This is a genomic window from Bacillus sp. 1735sda2 (genome assembly GCF_024159245.1).
Taxonomy (GTDB): Bacteria; Bacillota; Bacilli; order Bacillales; family Bacillaceae; genus Bacillus; species Bacillus pumilus_O.
In genome coordinates this window covers 1102717-1117913 of sequence record NZ_JAMYWZ010000001.1, presented here as the reverse complement: position 1 = coordinate 1117913, position 15197 = coordinate 1102717, and the positions used below count along the sequence as shown (strand labels likewise).

Here is a 15197-nt window from a genome sequence, read left to right as displayed (position 1 = left end):
CACTTATTTCACTTGGAACGTTTTCTTTTCCGTGATTTGCTTCAGCCCTTCTGCTTTTCCTTTAAATGTGACGACCGCTTCATACGTTCCCGGCTTGACCCCATTTGACCACGTATCTTGAAAATCATAGGCTTCGCCTTTCTTCAGGACAAATGATTGGATGGCCTGTGTGAACATACGGTCTTTTGAATAACGGTATTGTTCATTTCCGTTTTCGTCATACACACTGAGCTCGAATTTCTGGCTTGTGTTAAAGGTAAATTCAATATCTCGATCTGATTCATTTTTCAGTGACATGTTAAATTGAACCGAAGAACCTTTCTGGACGGGGTCTACTGTGAGCACAACCGTTTTTTCTCCCATTTGACCGGATACCTCCTTGTTTGGTTCATCCTTTTTTTGTTGTCCACAAGCGGTTAAAATCAATACAATGAGAAGAAGTACCAATCCTTTTTTCATTCGCTACCCACCTTTTAATCTCGTCTGAAAAATCCAAGAATATTAGTTGTTTGCACAATATTTGTAAAGGCTTTTGGATCGACTTCTTTAATAATTTGTTCAAGTTCATACAGCTCATACCTTGTAATAACGATCACCATCATTTCTTTTGGCTCGTTGGTAAAAGCTCCCTTTGCAGGTACAGTCGTAATGCCTCTGACCATTTTTCCATAAATAGCTTCCTTGATTTCATCTGCCTTCTTCGTCACAATCATCGCAGTCAGCTTCTCATGTCTTGTATGGATGGCATCAATGACCCTTGTGGTCACATATAATGTAACAAGGGTATATAATGCTTTCTCCCAACCTTGTAATAATCCTGCTGTAAAAATAATGATACCATTTAAAATGAAGAAATACGTGCCGACTGGTTTATCCTTCCATTTCGCTAAAACCATAGCAACGATGTCGAGTCCGCCTGTCGATGCCCCGTATTTGAGCGTGATCCCAATCCCTACTGCGGATATCACGCCGCCAAACACAGCATTTAGTAATATATCATGTGACACACTCGTTTCTGGTAAGATTCCGAGGAAAATGGTCGTCAGTGCAACACTGATAATGCTGTAAAGCGTAAAGGAACGGCCCACTTTCATCCAGCCTAAAATGCCGACTGGAATATTTAAAATAAATAATAGAATCCCTGTGGATATATAAAATGGCGCATATTGATCCATTAAGCTGGATAACAACTGGGCTACCCCTGTAAACCCGCTCGCGTATACATCAGCTGGGATTAAGAATAAATTCAGTCCAATCGCATTGAGCAGTGCACCAATGACGACGACAATGAGTTTTTTTGCTTCTCCGATGAACATATTGTCATTCCTCCACTTACCATTCTCTCTATGGTTTTCCCTAAAATTTAGAATTTGAACACGAAAAAATGATTTCTGTGATATAGTTAGGCTAAAAAGTTGCAAAATATGGCTGATTTTTTTAGAAAGAAGGGATTTTGATGACTGTTCATATCATAGCAGACAGTGCTGCTGATCTGCCTCTTTCTTATTATGATGAACATAACATGACGCTCATTCCGCTCCGTGTATTGCTTGGCGAAGAGGAATTTGAAGATTTGATCACCATTGAACCAAAACAAGTATTTGATGCGATGAGACAAGGTGCCAGCCCAAAAACGTCACAGGCTTCACCAAACCGAATTAAAGAAGCCTTTGTTTCTCTTGCACAAAACCATACATCTGCAATCTATGTTGCCTTTTCATCAGAGCTTTCCGGTACATACCAAACGGCTGTGATGATGGCAAACGAAGTGAAGGAAGAATACCCTGATTTTGATTTGCGAATCATTGATTCTAAATGTGCTTCACTCGGCTATGGGCTTGCTGTCAAACACGCTCAATCACTTGCCATTGACGGAAATACAATACAAGAAATTGAAACGTCTGTAAAGCATTTTTGCGAATCTTTACAACATATTTTTACTGTAGACGATTTATCGTATTTAGCAAGAGGCGGAAGAATCAGTAAAGCGTCCGCATTTGTTGGTGGTTTATTAAGTATTAAGCCCATTTTACACGTTGAGGATGGAAAGCTCATCCCCCTTGAGAAAATCCGCGGACGTAAAAAGCTGTTGAAACGCATTATTGAACTGATGAAAGAACGTGGAACGGATTGGTCAAATCAAACAGTTGGCATTAGTCATGGTGATGATCCTGCACTTGCAGAAGACATGAGACAATTGATTGAAGCCGAATTTCATCCAAAAGAAATTGATATTCAGATGGTCGGCGCAGCTGTTGGGTCCCATTCAGGTCCAGGCACACTTGCCATCTTTTTTACAGGCAAACCATAAAAAAGCACCCTTCCCTGACACATCGGGAAGGGTGCTTTTCTTATCATTTATGAAAGTTTAAAACGGTGGACGGTTTCATTTAACCTTGCCGTCATGCTCATGAGTTCTTCTACCTGTTTGTTCATTTGATGGAATGATTGCAGCTGTTCATTGGCAGAGGCAGAAATTTCTTCACTGCCGGCTGCTGTTTCTTCTACAACCGCACTAATATTTTCAATTGAGTTGAGCACTTGTCCGCCAAGCTCTGTCGATTGGACAATTTGGTCGTTTAAGACCGCCATTTCTTGTTTAATGTGCTGTGCTTTTAATTCTATATCTTCAAAGGAGTGTGAGGTTTTGTCCATCGCATCCTGCTGCTGAAGTGAAAGCTCGACTCCTTCTTTGACAGTTTGACTAATGGATTGAATGCCTCTTTCAATATGACTGACCATATCAAAGATTTGTCTTGTAGCGGTAGATGATTCGTCGGCAAGTTTACGAATTTCATCTGCTACAACGGCAAAACCTTTTCCAGCCTCACCTGCTCTTGCCGCTTCAATCGCCGCATTTAGCGAAAGTAAGTTTGTCTGATCCGCAATGTCCGAAACTGTTTTGGCCATAGCCGAGATCTCGCTGGCATATTGCGTGAATTCTCCTGCCGACTGCTCGATTTGTCTTGTGGCATGTGTGTTTTTTTCAATCGCCGTTTTGGTTTCTGTTAACGTGTGCTTTCCACTATCCACTGCTTCTATCGCATCCTCTGTACTTTGGATGACGGTTTGTGAACGTTCGGAATTTTTACGTCCATGCTGATCCATCTTTTCAATCAAACTGACGCCATGCTGGAGATCCTCTGAAATGGCTTGTGATCCATTCGCCATTTCGTCTGTCGAGACAGATACTTGATTTGCAGATTCCATCAGCTTTTTATTTTCATCATCTAACTGGATCGAGAATGTCTCTACTTGACTTGAGACATGACTGATTTCTTTAATCAAACTAATCAGTTGATCTGTCATTTGATTAAAGGATTCATTCAAGCCGCCAATTTCATCCTGACGCTGAATGTCCATTCGCTCGACAGCAAGGTTGCCTTCTGCGATCTGCTTCGCTCGGTAGGAAAGTGATTTAATCGGTGTCACGATGGATCTTGTTAATCCAATATTTAAAAAGACAGCAATGACAATCAGTGTGAGGGCTGCGACGAGTGCACTTGTGATGATCCATTGCACATTATCCGCTGTATTCTCTAGATTTTGTTTATACGCTTCTTCTGCTCTTTTATTCATTGTATGCACGTCATTTAAAACGCCATCAATTCTTGCAGCGACCCGTCTTGCATCTGATGCATTTTTTTCACCAATGGCACCATTCGCTTCCTTGGTCCACGTATCATATTTTGCATTTAACCTTGTTAATGCAGCTTTGTTGATATTCCCTGCGTTTTTGTTTAACGTTTGTAGCTGTTTTTTTGCTGTAGAAATATCGGTTTGAACAACTTCTAGCTGTTCATCAGAAAGTGTCATTGAGTAATTGGTCATGGCTTGTTCAACACTTTCAAAGCTTGCTTTTGTTTTTTGAACATTTAATAAGGTTTGAACTTCTGTTTCATTTGAAGATTGGATCTTTGTCATACTGACAATGATAAAGGCGATGACGCCAACTGCTAAAAGAAGTGAGACGAGTGAGTTGAGTAAAATTTTGATGCGCAAGCTCATGATGCGTCCCCCTCTTCTTTTAGCAATTTCTGCTTCAGTTCATTTACTTTTTTGGTTAATGTTTCAGCATTCTTCAGCACCCGAATTCTTGCCATATCGATTCCGTCATTGCTTAAATCGTAAATAACATGCCCATTTTTAATTTGATTGCTCTTGACAAGCTGTTCGCTGAATTGATACACCACTTCATCGACTTTTTTCACCATGGACGAAATCACCGCTTTTTCAGCAGTGTAGTATTGATCGCTATCGACACCAATGGCATACTTGCCTTCTGATTGTGCTTCTTTTAATACACCAACACCTGTATATCCTGCTGCAGCATATAAAACGTCTGCTTTCTTTTTGATCATGTCTTTAGCTATTTTACTGCCTTTGCCCGCATCACTAAACGTATTGGCATAGGTCGATAAAATCTTGATTTTCGGATTCACTGATTTGGCGCCTTTTTGGAACCCTTTTTCAAAACGATGAATGACATCCGCATCGACACCGCCAACAAATCCAATGACATCACTTTTTGTTGTCATGGCAGCAAGCGCGCCTGCTAAATAGCTACCCTGCTCTTCTTTAAACGTCACGGAGGTCACGTTTTTCAGTTCAGATACGGCATCAATGAGCAAGAACTGCTTCTTCGGATATTTCTTTGCGACTTTTTCTAAGTCTTCTTGCATACTAAAGCCTACCCCGATGACGAGGTCATTGCCAGCTTTTACGAGCTCGGTCAGCCCTTTTTCATATGTATCGGTTTCTGCAATTTCTCTATAATCAAATTCAATTCCTAGGTCATCACGTGCTTTTTCTAATCCTTTAAATGAAGAATCGTTAAATGATTGATCACCAAGACCATCATCTGTGAGCATAACGCCAATATGCTTCGCATTTGATGCTGGTGGTTTCCCTTGTTGATTGCTGCATGCGGCTAGCACCATAAGCATGGCTACCAACAGAAGTAATGAAATTTTCACTTTCATCCAAACACACACTCCTTTTATCATCCTTACTCCTTTCTTATCGGATTTGAGAGGCGTTGTTTCAATGGCTATGTGAAGGTTTTTCATGACTTTTTTCACTGAAAAAAACCAATATTTATACAAATATAAAAAAAGGGATAAAACCATGATGATTTTATCCCTTTTTCTTTATTTCATTGTCATATGAAAACCCATAAGGTTAAGGTTCTCTTTCACGCTGCTCATTTTTTCTCGTATGTCCAGCCCTCTTTTTGGTAGACTAGGCCGTTTTTCATCAAATGACCTAATGCCCGTTTAAAGGCTGCCTTGCTCATTTGGAATCGTTCGCGGATGTCTTCTGGATCGCTTTTATCTCCATAAGGCATCGCACCATTTCTTGTTCTCATATAAGTTAAGATTTCTTCTGCATCGACAGATAACGCTTCCTGTTTTCTAGGAAGCAGAGACACGTTCACAGTTCCATCCTCTTTCACTGCAATGACGCGTCCTGTCACGGTCGATCCTAATCTTGGCTCTTCCTTTCGTTCTGTCCGGTGGATAAACCCTCGCACCCCTGTATCTGTCAGCATAAACGAGCCTGTCGCAATTAAGCGATAAATTGTTCCAGTGATTTCTTTGTTCATTAAGGTTTCGGGTGCCTCAGTAAATAAGTCACTGATCACATCTTCTGTGGCTGGCTTCGCGAACATTCTACCGTAGCTTGTGACTTTCAGCATACAGTAAAGTTTGTCTCCTTTTTTCGGCCATGCTTCCTCAAAAGGAGGGAGATGTTCTGTTGCGACAAGTGCATCCTTTGACAAGCCAACATCCACAAATGCACCCATGTCTTCTACGACGTCTACGACTTCTACCCAGCCATATGTATGCGCATTGATTGTCGGTATTTTCATCGTTGCAGCTAGCCTTTCTTCATGATCTACGTATAAGTAGACCTCTACTTCATCTTGGTCATCAATATCTTCTGTCATTTCACTACGGTGCAAGAGGACCGAATCTTCACCATCTGTCAAAAAGTAGCCGTATTCCATCTCGTTCTCTATTTGCAAGGTCAGTTGCTCACCTGGTCTCATGTTCTCTTCCTTCCTATCTGCTCGTACAAGAGCGTTCGTTCATCTTTTGATTCACTTTATTCTACTATACTTCTCCTCACATGAACATCTCTAGTTCTGTTAGCTAAAGTGGACAAACCGGACACGATTTATACCGCTGCCAGCAGAACTCTTTGACTCGTCTCTTCGATAAAGTTTCTTCTTCTCCACGTTGCATGATAAAATAGACGCAATATCTATACATGGAGGTCATGTGTTATGGCAAAAGAAAGCTCATTTGACATTGTATCGAAGGTTGAACTGCCAGAGGTGCAAAACGCCGTTCAAGCAGCGCTCAAGGAAATTAAAAATCGTTATGATTTTAAAGGAAGCAAAAGTGATATTTCTCTTGAAAAAGAAGAGCTCGTGCTCATCTCTGATGATGATTTCAAGCTGGAGCAACTAAAAGATGTACTTGTGACAAAGCTGATCAAACGAAATGTTCCAACTAAAAACATCGACTACGGAAAAACCGAGCATGCCCTTGGCGGAACCGTACGCCAGCGCGCGAAGCTGATCAGCGGAATTGATCAGGACAACGCCAAAAAGATCAATGCACTCATTAAGCAATCCGGCATCAAAGTGAAATCACAATTTCAAGATGACCAAGTGCGTGTAACAGGAAAAAATAAAGATGATTTACAAGAAGTGATTTCTCTTATGCGTAAGGCAGATTTACCGATTGACGTTCAATTTATAAATTTTCGATAAATTTCAAATTTTCCATTGATTATTTCCGATTTTTTCGATACAGTGGATGGAAGTTCAATTCATTGACATGTTCATATCGCTTTCTTATCAAGAGAGGCAGAGGGACTGGCCCTGTGAAGCCTCAGCAACCGGTGTAGTAGAAATCTATTTTCTATGACCAAGGTGCTAAATCCAGCAAGCAACTGCTTGGAAGATAAGAAGAAGAATTACGATACAGCCAAAAAGTCTTCTTCTTATCAGAAGGCTTTTTTTGTTACATAGAAATAAGGAGGAAACCAATGGGCCTATTACAAGACTTACAAAACCGCGTACTGATTGCTGACGGTGCAATGGGAACACTTTTATACTCTTACGGCATTGACCGCTGCTTTGAAGAATTAAATTTATCGAAAGAAGATGAAGTAAAGCGCGTGCACGAAGCATATGTGCAGGCTGGTGCGGACATCATTCAAACAAATACGTACGGCGCAAATTATATTAAACTATCCCGTTACGGTTTAGAGGAAGAAACAAAGCGTATCAATACAAAGGCGGTACAAATCGCAAAAGCAGCTGCAGGGTCTGCTTATGTCCTTGGAACGATTGGTGGCATTCGAACGTTTAACAAAAATGCCTACACGATTGAAGAAATTAAAAGAAGCTTTAGAGAGCAGCTATACATCCTATTAAATGAAGAACCCGATGGAATATTGCTAGAAACGTATTATGACATGGAAGAAGCGAAGGCCGTTCTCCAAATTGCACGCAAAGAAACGACGCTCCCCATTGTCATGAACGTCTCCATGCATGAACAAGGCGTGTTACAGGATGGAACACCGCTTAGGGATGGTTTATCTGAATTGTCCTCTCTTGGCGCAGATGTCGTTGGCATTAACTGCAGGCTAGGCCCTTATCATATGATTCAGGCACTCGAAGGCGTACCGATTTTAGAAAATTCTCATTTATCAGTCTATCCTAACAGCAGTCTTCCCTCACTTGAAGAAGGCAGACTCGTCTATGATACAGATAACGATTATTTCCGAAAAAGTGCACTCGAATTTAGAAATCAAGGTGCACGTATTATCGGTGGGTGCTGCGGAACAACGCCTCAGCATATTCACGCAATGGCTGAAGCGGTCAAGGATTTAGCCCCGATCACTGAAAAAGAAGTGAAAGTATTAAAAGAAGAAATCATTTCGATTCAAGATCAGCGGACTGAACCAGGACTTGATGAGCTCGCTACGAAAAAACGGACGATCATTGTAGAGCTTGACCCACCGAAGAAGCTGAATTTCGAAAAATTTCTCGTCGCGGCAAAGGAATTAAAGAATGCAGGCATTGATGCCTTGACATTAGCTGATAATTCTCTTGCAACCCCGCGCATTAGCAATGTGGCTTGCGGCGCATTATTGAAACAGCAGCTTGATATGCGTTCACTCGTCCATATCACATGCCGTGATCGTAATTTAATTGGACTTCAATCCCATTTGATGGGTCTCGATACCCTTGGTTTAACTGATATTTTAGCCATTACAGGCGATCCTTCTAAAATTGGGGATTTCCCAGGGGCAACATCAGTTTATGATTTAACCTCCTTTGATTTAATCCGCCTGATTAAGCAGTTTAACGAAGGCCTTTCTTTCTCAGGAAAGCCGCTTGGCAAAAAGACCAATTTTTCAGTAGCTGGCGCGTTTAACCCGAATGTTCGTCACATTGATAAGGCGGTCAAACGTCTTGAGAAAAAAATCGAATACGGTGCTGATTATTTTATTTCACAGCCTGTATATTCTGAGGAACAGCTTGTGAAAATTCATGAGGAGAGCCGTCATTTAGATAAACCGATTTATATTGGCATTATGCCATTAACAAGCAGCAGAAATGCGGAGTTTATTCACCATGAAATTCCGGGCATCAAATTATCTGATTCCATTCGTGACATTATGGCGAGGGCCGGTGAGGATAAAGAAAAGCAGCGAGCAGAAGGCTTAGCGATTGCCCGCTCTTTATTAGATACAGCCTGCGAATTGTTTAATGGCATTTATTTAATTACCCCTTTCCTACGATCAGACTTAACAGCAGAACTAACCACCTACATTCATCAGAAAGAAAAGGAGTCAAACATCCATGTCAACTATCACTGAACAGCTTAAGAAACGCATCCTCGTCCTTGATGGTGCAATGGGGACCATGATTCAAAATGCCAATCTCACAGCAGAAGACTTTGGTGGCGAAGAGTATGAGGGGTGTAACGAGTATTTGAATGTAACAGCCCCTCACATCATCCGCACGATTCATAAAGAATACCTTGAGGCAAGCGCCGATCTCATTGAAACGAATACGTTCGGGGCTACAAAGCTCGTCCTTGATGAATACGGGCTTGGCCACCTTGCCTATGAACTCAATGTACGGGCTGCGCAGCTGGCAAAGGATGAAGCTAAGCGTTTCTCCACACCCGAGCAGCCTCGATTTGTTGTAGGTGCGATGGGTCCGACTACGAAAACATTATCTGTGACAGGCGGCACTACCTTCGATGAGCTCGTTAGAAACTATGAAGAGCAAGCCCGTGCCCTGATTGATGGCAAATGTGATGCCCTTCTTTTAGAAACAAGCCAAGACATGCTCAATGTAAAAGCTGGTTTCAAAGGCATTCAGGAAGCCTTCCAGCAGACAGGTATTGAGTTGCCTCTCATGGTATCAGGTACGATTGAACCAATGGGCACGACCCTTGCTGGTCAGGATATTGAAGCCTTTTATATCTCTCTTGAGCATATGAAACCGATGAGTGTCGGCCTGAACTGTGCGACGGGTCCTGAATTCATGACAGACCATATCCGCACCCTATCCTCCATCGCCAAATCAGCGGTTAGCTGCTATCCAAATGCTGGTCTCCCAGATGAAGAAGGTCAATATCATGAATCCCCTGCTTCACTTGCTAAAAAGATTTCCGCCTTTGCCAAAGAAGGCTGGTTAAATATTGTTGGCGGCTGCTGTGGAACAACACCTGCACATATACAGGCATTGTCAGATGAAGTACGCACGATTCAGCCGCGTCACATTACGCATGAATCGTCTCAACATACCGTATCAGGAATTGAGCCCCTAATATATGACGAATCAATGCGGCCTCTTTTTGTAGGAGAACGGACCAACGTGATTGGTTCACGCAAATTCAAACGACTCATTGCGGAACAAAAGTTTGAAGAAGCATCAGAAATTGCTCGTGCACAGGTAAAAAACGGCGCTCACGTGATCGATGTGTGTCTCGCTGATCCAGATCGAGACGAGATAGCTGACATGGAAGGTTTTTTACAAGAGGCCATGAAAAAAGTGAAAGCCCCTTTTGTCATTGATTCAACGGATAAACACGTGATCGAAAAGGCGCTCACCTATTCGCAAGGGAAAGCCATCATTAATTCCATTAACCTTGAAGATGGCGAAGAACGCTTTGAAGAAATTCTTCCTCTTGTGAAGCTGTACGGGGGTGCACTTGTTGTTGGCACAATCGATGAAACAGGGATGGCCGTAACTGCAGAACGAAAGCTCGAGATTGCGGTACGCTCTCATGATCTATTAACGAAGAAATATGGCATTCCCGCAAGTGACATCATTTTTGATCCACTTGTCTTTCCAGTAGGCACTGGAGACGAGCAGTACATTGGCGCTGCCGAAGAAACGATCAAAGGCATCAAAATGATCAAGGAAAAACTGCCTGAGTGCTTGACGATTTTAGGCATCAGCAACGTGTCTTTTGGACTCCCGCCTCTTGGGAGAGAAATCTTGAATGCCGTCTACTTGTATCACTGCGTCCAAGCAGGACTTGACTACGCCATCGTCAATACAGAAAAACTTGAACGCTTCGCTTCTATTCCAAAGGAAGAAATCAAGCTCGCTGAAACGTTGCTCTATGAAACTAATGATCAAACCCTTGCTGAATTCACCCAATTTTACCGCGGCAAAAAGAAAACGGAGAAAAAACCAAAGGTCTCCCTACCACTTGATGAAAGGCTCGCACTATACGTCGTCGAAGGAACAAAAGAAGGTCTTATTGATGATTTATCCCTTGCTCTAGAGCAATATGAATCACCACTTCATATCATCAATGGTCCGTTAATGCAGGGAATGGCTGAGGTTGGACGTCTTTTTAATCAAAACGAACTGATTGTGGCAGAAGTTCTTCAATCGGCAGAGGTCATGAAGGCATCTGTATCGTATCTCGAGCAATATATGGAAAAGCAGCATGCAAGCGGGAAAGGTAAAATCCTACTTGCCACTGTAAAAGGAGATGTCCATGATATTGGGAAAAACCTTGTCGACATCATTTTGAGCAACAACGGCTTTCAAGTGGTTGATCTCGGAATTAAGGTGACACCACAAACATTGATCGAAGCTGTGCAAAAGGAAAAGCCAGATATGATTGGATTATCAGGATTACTTGTGAAGTCAGCCCAGCAAATGGTTCTCACCGCTCAAGATTTACAAAAAGCGAATATTTCCGTGCCCATTTTAGTCGGTGGCGCTGCTCTTTCTCGTAAATTTACGAAAATGAAAATCTCGCCTCATTATGACGGACCGGTTCTTTATGCCAAAGATGCCATGGACGGCTTATCTTTAGCCAATGAGTTAAAAGCAAATCCTCTTCAATTTCAAGTAAAGCCCGATGAAGAGCCTGTGGCACCTGTCAAAGAGAAAGAAACAAAGCAGCCACAAGCTGTCATTGAATTACTAGAAAAACGTGCGGCGCTCCCTGAGGCACCTATTTTTACGCCGGAAAATACGGCACGTCATTATGTAAAGGATATCGACCTGCACCACATTATGCCTTATGTGAATGAACAAATGCTCATTGGTCACCACCTTGGATTAAAAGGAAAAGTGAAAAAGCTCTTGGCCGAACAGCATCCAAAAGCATTGGAATTAAAGCAGCTTGTCACAGATCTTCTAAATGAAGGCAGAGAGAAGAACTGGTTTGCCCCTGCATTTGTCTATCAATTTTATCCTGCCAGTTCTAACGGAAATGATCTGCATATTTATGATCCCGAAGTGCCTGACCGTATCATTGAAACGTTCCAATTTCCAAGACAAGAGAAGCTTCCATACCGGTCCATTTCTGATTATGTGAGGGGAAGCGGTGAAAAGGAGAAAGATTATATTGCCTTATTTGCCGTCACAGCTGGAGCGCGTATACGTGAAGTCGCACAGCAATTTAAGCAAGAAGGAGATTATTTAAAAATGCATGCGGTTCAAGCTCTGGCACTTGAGCTTGCCGAAGGATTAGCCGAAAGAACCCACCAAGTGATTCGGGACAAATGGGGCTTCCCTGATCCAGTCGATTTCACAATGGAAAAACGATTCCAAGCGAAGTATCAAGGGCAGCGCTATTCCTTTGGTTATCCTGCTTGTCCAAACCTTGAAGACCAAGAAAAGCTGTTCAAGCTGCTTCAACCTGAGAAAATCGGCATCCATTTGACAGAAGGATTCATGATGGAACCTGAAGCATCTGTTACAGCGATCGTCGTTTCTCATCCTGAAGCTCGATATTTTAATGTTCATTAATGCTGGACCTCCAAAAGAGGAATTGGAGCACCATTATCCAGACAGTGATTACGCCAACGAGGGTTTGTCTACACGCTGAAAAGAAAAGGAAAGCCTTTTCCTTTTTCTCATCCTTCTTATGATACGATACACATAGATGAATTCAGCTAAGAAGGAGTTGCGTGTCATGACAAACGTTGTTCAACGAGCATTAACACTCGATGACATACCAGATCTTATCACCTTGTCTCAAGAGGTGGACTGGCCTGATTACAATGCGGAAGAGCTCACATCTCTTTTAACAAATGGATATTTCACAGGTTTTTCAACAGTGGATGGACAAGTCATCTCGTGTGCAGGACTTTTCCAGTATGATCGAATGGCGTCAATTGGTGCCGTCATTGTATCTAGGACACATCGCGGCTTAGGTCTTGCAAGAAAAATGATTGACACCCTGCTAGATCAATGTGATCAAAGCATTCCTGTCGTCTTAACCGCTACTGTCCAAGGACGGCCAGTTTACGAAAAAATCGGGTTTCACACGGCAGGTTATATTACGACTTACAAAGCGCAAAAAACAACCCCAGAGACGCTTCGTGTGTCAGATGACATTCACCTGTCTTCTGCCGATGAATCGCACCTTCCGTGTATTGAAGCATTAGATGAAAAAGGCGCAGGCACAAATCGTTCAAGCTTTCTAAAAAACCGGATGAACCGAGCAGCGCAGCGTATCATTGCAAAGAATGAACATCACGAAATAACTGGTTTTGCATTTGGTGTTGAAACACCTGCTAATTTAATGATTGGACCGCTTGCTGCAAATGATGAAATTACAGCTCTCTCGCTGATTCGATCGCTTATTTCGTCTTATTCCGGTCCGATTCGTTTAGATATGCAGGAGGAAACAGCCGAGCGCCTCCATGAATCGCTTGTTGAAGCAGGTTTTACGAAAACAAACAAAGCGCATTATATGATGATTCGCGGGAAAGAAAAGCTGAACGATCCTGCACTTCTTTATTTCCTCGCCTCTCAAGCATTCTCGTAAAATATAAAAAGCTGTAGACACTTGATGTCTACAGCTTTTCTATTACTTCTCCCAGGCGGGTGATAGAACATGCGCCAGTGCATTTGTAACCTTTCCATGCTCTGATGCATGCGGGCGGTCATCTCCATCTCCATACCCGTAATCAATCATTCGATTACGATTTAAGCACAGCTTTGTCAGCTTCGGCTGGAAGAGATCAAATAGTTCAAAACGGTCTTTCAGCTGCGGGAATTGCTTTTGATACTGCTGTATTTCTTCGGCAAGCAAGCGCCAAAGTGTTGCTTCATCTAACAGCTGATGATTGTCTAGCACATTTGATACGTAACGCAGGTTACAAATAAACAAACCTGTAAAGATAAACTGCACTAAACCTTCTGGCGGTTCACTCCGCAGCACTTCTTTTAAATCGTCTCCTAGAGAAGCCAATTCAGGTAGCGGCTGATCGCTAATGTTTACATCGTCAACGAAATCTTTGATCGCTAAACGATGAGGCTGATGATCTTTTAACACAAGAATCGTATTTTGTCCGTGCGGTGAAAAGACGGTGCCGTATTGATACATAAAGTGGAGTAGCGGCGGCATGACCACATGGAAAAATTTCGCCATCCACTCTTTTGCTGAGAGACCTGATTTTTCAATCAGCTGTTTCACATAGGGCTCACCTTCATGATCCTCATAAGTGAGTGCCGCAAGTGTAACAGGGTTCTCTCCTTCATCTAAGTACGAGTAAATACTCTCTCTAAAAATCACACCGAGCATCTCAAGATATTGATACGGCGCACCAGGCAGCTTGCTATAGTAAGGATGATCAACATTGATACTTGCATTCTCACCAGGTAATATCACGCGGCAGACATCAGATAAAAATGAATCTTGATCTGCAATCCCTTTAATATGCGCTGTAATGCGAGGGGCAATGACTGTCCGTTCTGATGGAAGTCCGCGGTACACAAGCGTATTTAAAATACTCATTGGCAGTTTAATATGATGTTTGCCTTTATTTGAGATGTTCGTAAAGGTTCTGATCGACTGCTGCGGGATATATTGATCCAGTCCCTCCCCTACATACACAATCCGGCGCAATGCCAAATCTTCCGGGAAATGCTGAATAATCATATGTGTCCACTGCCATTTATGAACAGGCATCAAATAATAATCAGCTTCATTCAATCCTTCATCCTTTAGCACACGGTGAAATTGACGGATCGTGACTTCATCTAACTCTTTGGTGATTATCTGCTCATAGTTTTCATGATCGACAGCATGGAATGTGGCAAGATCTCGGTGAACAGCAATCCAAGACAGCTGCACACTTTCTTGCCTTTCAGGTGCATAGGCTAGGTAGTCATCATAACTGAACCCAATACGTCCTTTGTTATACACAATCCAAGGATGCCCTGTCATTTCTCCTTCAATCCATGCATAATCAGTATCTGTCAGTTCGTCCGCACGAAGGGCTTTTTTCGACAGCAAATGGACATCTGCTAACAGGGTGTGATGAAGCTCTTTTATGAGATGTCCTGTTGTCTCAGAAGACATTGGAATGAGCGGCTGAATATCTAGTAAAAACACGATTGCACTGACGTCCTTTGACCATTTTCCATCTTGACAGCACTCGATTGATTCAGCGATCGTATCAAAACTATCAAACAAACGAGGTTTTGCAAGATAACGATATTTCTTTTGTTCGTGAATGATTAATTCATACTGAGCAATGCCATCCTTATGATCTAACTGCACGGGATGAAGCATATCCTCATACATGTATTCAGACACCATTTTTGCCACCATTCGTTGATTTGCCTTTTTCCAAGCAGCAGGATTCACCGCTTTTTTCAATTCATCTTGTACACTCATCGC

The 15197-nt window shown here is 42.3% G+C and carries 11 protein-coding genes and 1 riboswitch; of the genes, 5 read left to right on the top strand and 6 right to left on the bottom strand.

Annotated elements, in window-relative coordinates; all coding sequences use genetic code 11:
- Nucleotides 1–3: 3 nt before the first annotated feature.
- Nucleotides 4–459, bottom strand: a complete 456-nt coding sequence (locus NKR21_RS05620) for a BsuPI-related putative proteinase inhibitor (RefSeq protein WP_041815389.1) — start codon at nt 457–459, stop codon at nt 4–6.
- A 14-nt stretch (nt 460–473) separates the two neighbouring features.
- Nucleotides 474–1316 carry a YitT family protein gene (locus tag NKR21_RS05615; protein WP_012009532.1) on the bottom strand — a complete coding sequence of 281 codons (843 nt, stop codon included), beginning with the start codon at nt 1314–1316 and terminating at the stop codon, nt 474–476.
- 140 nt (nt 1317–1456) lie between these two features.
- Here NKR21_RS05615 and NKR21_RS05610 point away from each other — a divergent pair, with 140 nt between their 5' ends.
- A complete protein-coding gene (locus tag NKR21_RS05610; RefSeq protein ID WP_012009531.1) occupies nt 1457–2311 on the top strand; it encodes a DegV family protein in 855 nt (284 codons plus the stop codon).
- A gap of 47 nt (nt 2312–2358) precedes the next feature.
- Here NKR21_RS05610 and NKR21_RS05605 read toward each other — a convergent pair whose 3' ends face one another.
- The 3 genes from NKR21_RS05605 to NKR21_RS05595 all read right to left on the bottom strand — a co-directional run bounded on the left by NKR21_RS05605 (nt 2359) and on the right by NKR21_RS05595 (nt 6052).
- Nucleotides 2359–4008, bottom strand: a complete 1650-nt coding sequence (locus NKR21_RS05605; protein WP_144456077.1) for a methyl-accepting chemotaxis protein — start codon at nt 4006–4008, stop codon at nt 2359–2361.
- Nucleotides 4005–4982 carry a BMP family lipoprotein gene (locus NKR21_RS05600; RefSeq protein ID WP_041816205.1) on the bottom strand — a complete coding sequence of 326 codons (978 nt, stop codon included), beginning with the start codon at nt 4980–4982 and terminating at the stop codon, nt 4005–4007. The genes NKR21_RS05605 and NKR21_RS05600 overlap by 4 nt, the downstream gene beginning before the upstream one ends.
- A 221-nt stretch (nt 4983–5203) precedes the next feature.
- Nucleotides 5204–6052 (bottom strand): CvfB family protein, encoded by an 849-nt coding sequence (locus tag NKR21_RS05595; RefSeq protein ID WP_012009528.1) that lies wholly within the window; start codon nt 6050–6052, stop codon nt 5204–5206.
- 237 nt (nt 6053–6289) lie between these two features.
- On the opposite strand from NKR21_RS05595, the gene NKR21_RS05590 reads away from it, so the two are divergent.
- From NKR21_RS05590 to NKR21_RS05575, 4 genes are all read left to right on the top strand, one after another.
- Nucleotides 6290–6781 carry a YajQ family cyclic di-GMP-binding protein gene (locus NKR21_RS05590; protein ID WP_012009527.1) on the top strand — a complete coding sequence of 164 codons (492 nt, stop codon included), beginning with the start codon at nt 6290–6292 and terminating at the stop codon, nt 6779–6781.
- A gap of 81 nt (nt 6782–6862) precedes the next feature.
- Nucleotides 6863–6981, top strand: a riboswitch (SAM riboswitch).
- A 78-nt stretch (nt 6982–7059) separates the two neighbouring features.
- A complete protein-coding gene (locus NKR21_RS05585; RefSeq protein WP_012009526.1) occupies nt 7060–8901 on the top strand; it encodes a bifunctional homocysteine S-methyltransferase/methylenetetrahydrofolate reductase in 1842 nt (613 codons plus the stop codon).
- On the top strand, nt 8885–12313 hold the full coding sequence (gene metH / locus NKR21_RS05580; protein WP_144456079.1) for a methionine synthase: 3429 nt from the start codon (nt 8885–8887) through the stop codon (nt 12311–12313). The genes NKR21_RS05585 and metH overlap by 17 nt, the downstream gene beginning before the upstream one ends.
- A gap of 166 nt (nt 12314–12479) precedes the next feature.
- Nucleotides 12480–13337: a GNAT family N-acetyltransferase gene (locus tag NKR21_RS05575; protein WP_012009524.1), complete on the top strand. Its 858-nt coding sequence runs from the start codon at nt 12480–12482 to the stop codon at nt 13335–13337.
- Nucleotides 13338–13379: 42 nt separating this feature from the next.
- Here the strand turns inward: NKR21_RS05575 and NKR21_RS05570 are convergent, their stop codons facing one another.
- Complete coding sequence (locus NKR21_RS05570) at nt 13380–15194, bottom strand: IucA/IucC family protein (protein WP_012009523.1); 1815 nt, start codon at nt 15192–15194, stop codon at nt 13380–13382.
- Nucleotides 15195–15197 lie beyond the last annotated feature (3 nt).

Excerpts from the sequence above, each read along its gene's own strand:
- NKR21_RS05590 (WP_012009527.1), top strand. The coding sequence starts at position 6,290 with ATGGCAAAAGAAAGCTCATTTGACATTGTATCGAAGGTTGAACTGCCA.
- NKR21_RS05615 (WP_012009532.1), bottom strand. The coding sequence starts at position 1,316 with ATGTTCATCGGAGAAGCAAAAAAACTCATTGTCGTCGTCATTGGTGCA.
- NKR21_RS05570 (WP_012009523.1), bottom strand. The coding sequence starts at position 15,194 with ATGAGTGTACAAGATGAATTGAAAAAAGCGGTGAATCCTGCTGCTTGG.
- NKR21_RS05610 (WP_012009531.1), top strand. The coding sequence starts at position 1,457 with ATGACTGTTCATATCATAGCAGACAGTGCTGCTGATCTGCCTCTTTCT.
- NKR21_RS05585 (WP_012009526.1), top strand. The coding sequence starts at position 7,060 with ATGGGCCTATTACAAGACTTACAAAACCGCGTACTGATTGCTGACGGT.
- NKR21_RS05595 (WP_012009528.1), bottom strand. The coding sequence starts at position 6,052 with ATGAGACCAGGTGAGCAACTGACCTTGCAAATAGAGAACGAGATGGAA.
- NKR21_RS05600 (WP_041816205.1), bottom strand. The coding sequence starts at position 4,982 with ATGAAAGTGAAAATTTCATTACTTCTGTTGGTAGCCATGCTTATGGTG.
- NKR21_RS05620 (WP_041815389.1), bottom strand. The coding sequence starts at position 459 with ATGAAAAAAGGATTGGTACTTCTTCTCATTGTATTGATTTTAACCGCT.
- NKR21_RS05575 (WP_012009524.1), top strand. The coding sequence starts at position 12,480 with ATGACAAACGTTGTTCAACGAGCATTAACACTCGATGACATACCAGAT.
- NKR21_RS05605 (WP_144456077.1), bottom strand. The coding sequence starts at position 4,008 with ATGAGCTTGCGCATCAAAATTTTACTCAACTCACTCGTCTCACTTCTT.
- metH (WP_144456079.1), top strand. The coding sequence starts at position 8,885 with ATGTCAACTATCACTGAACAGCTTAAGAAACGCATCCTCGTCCTTGAT.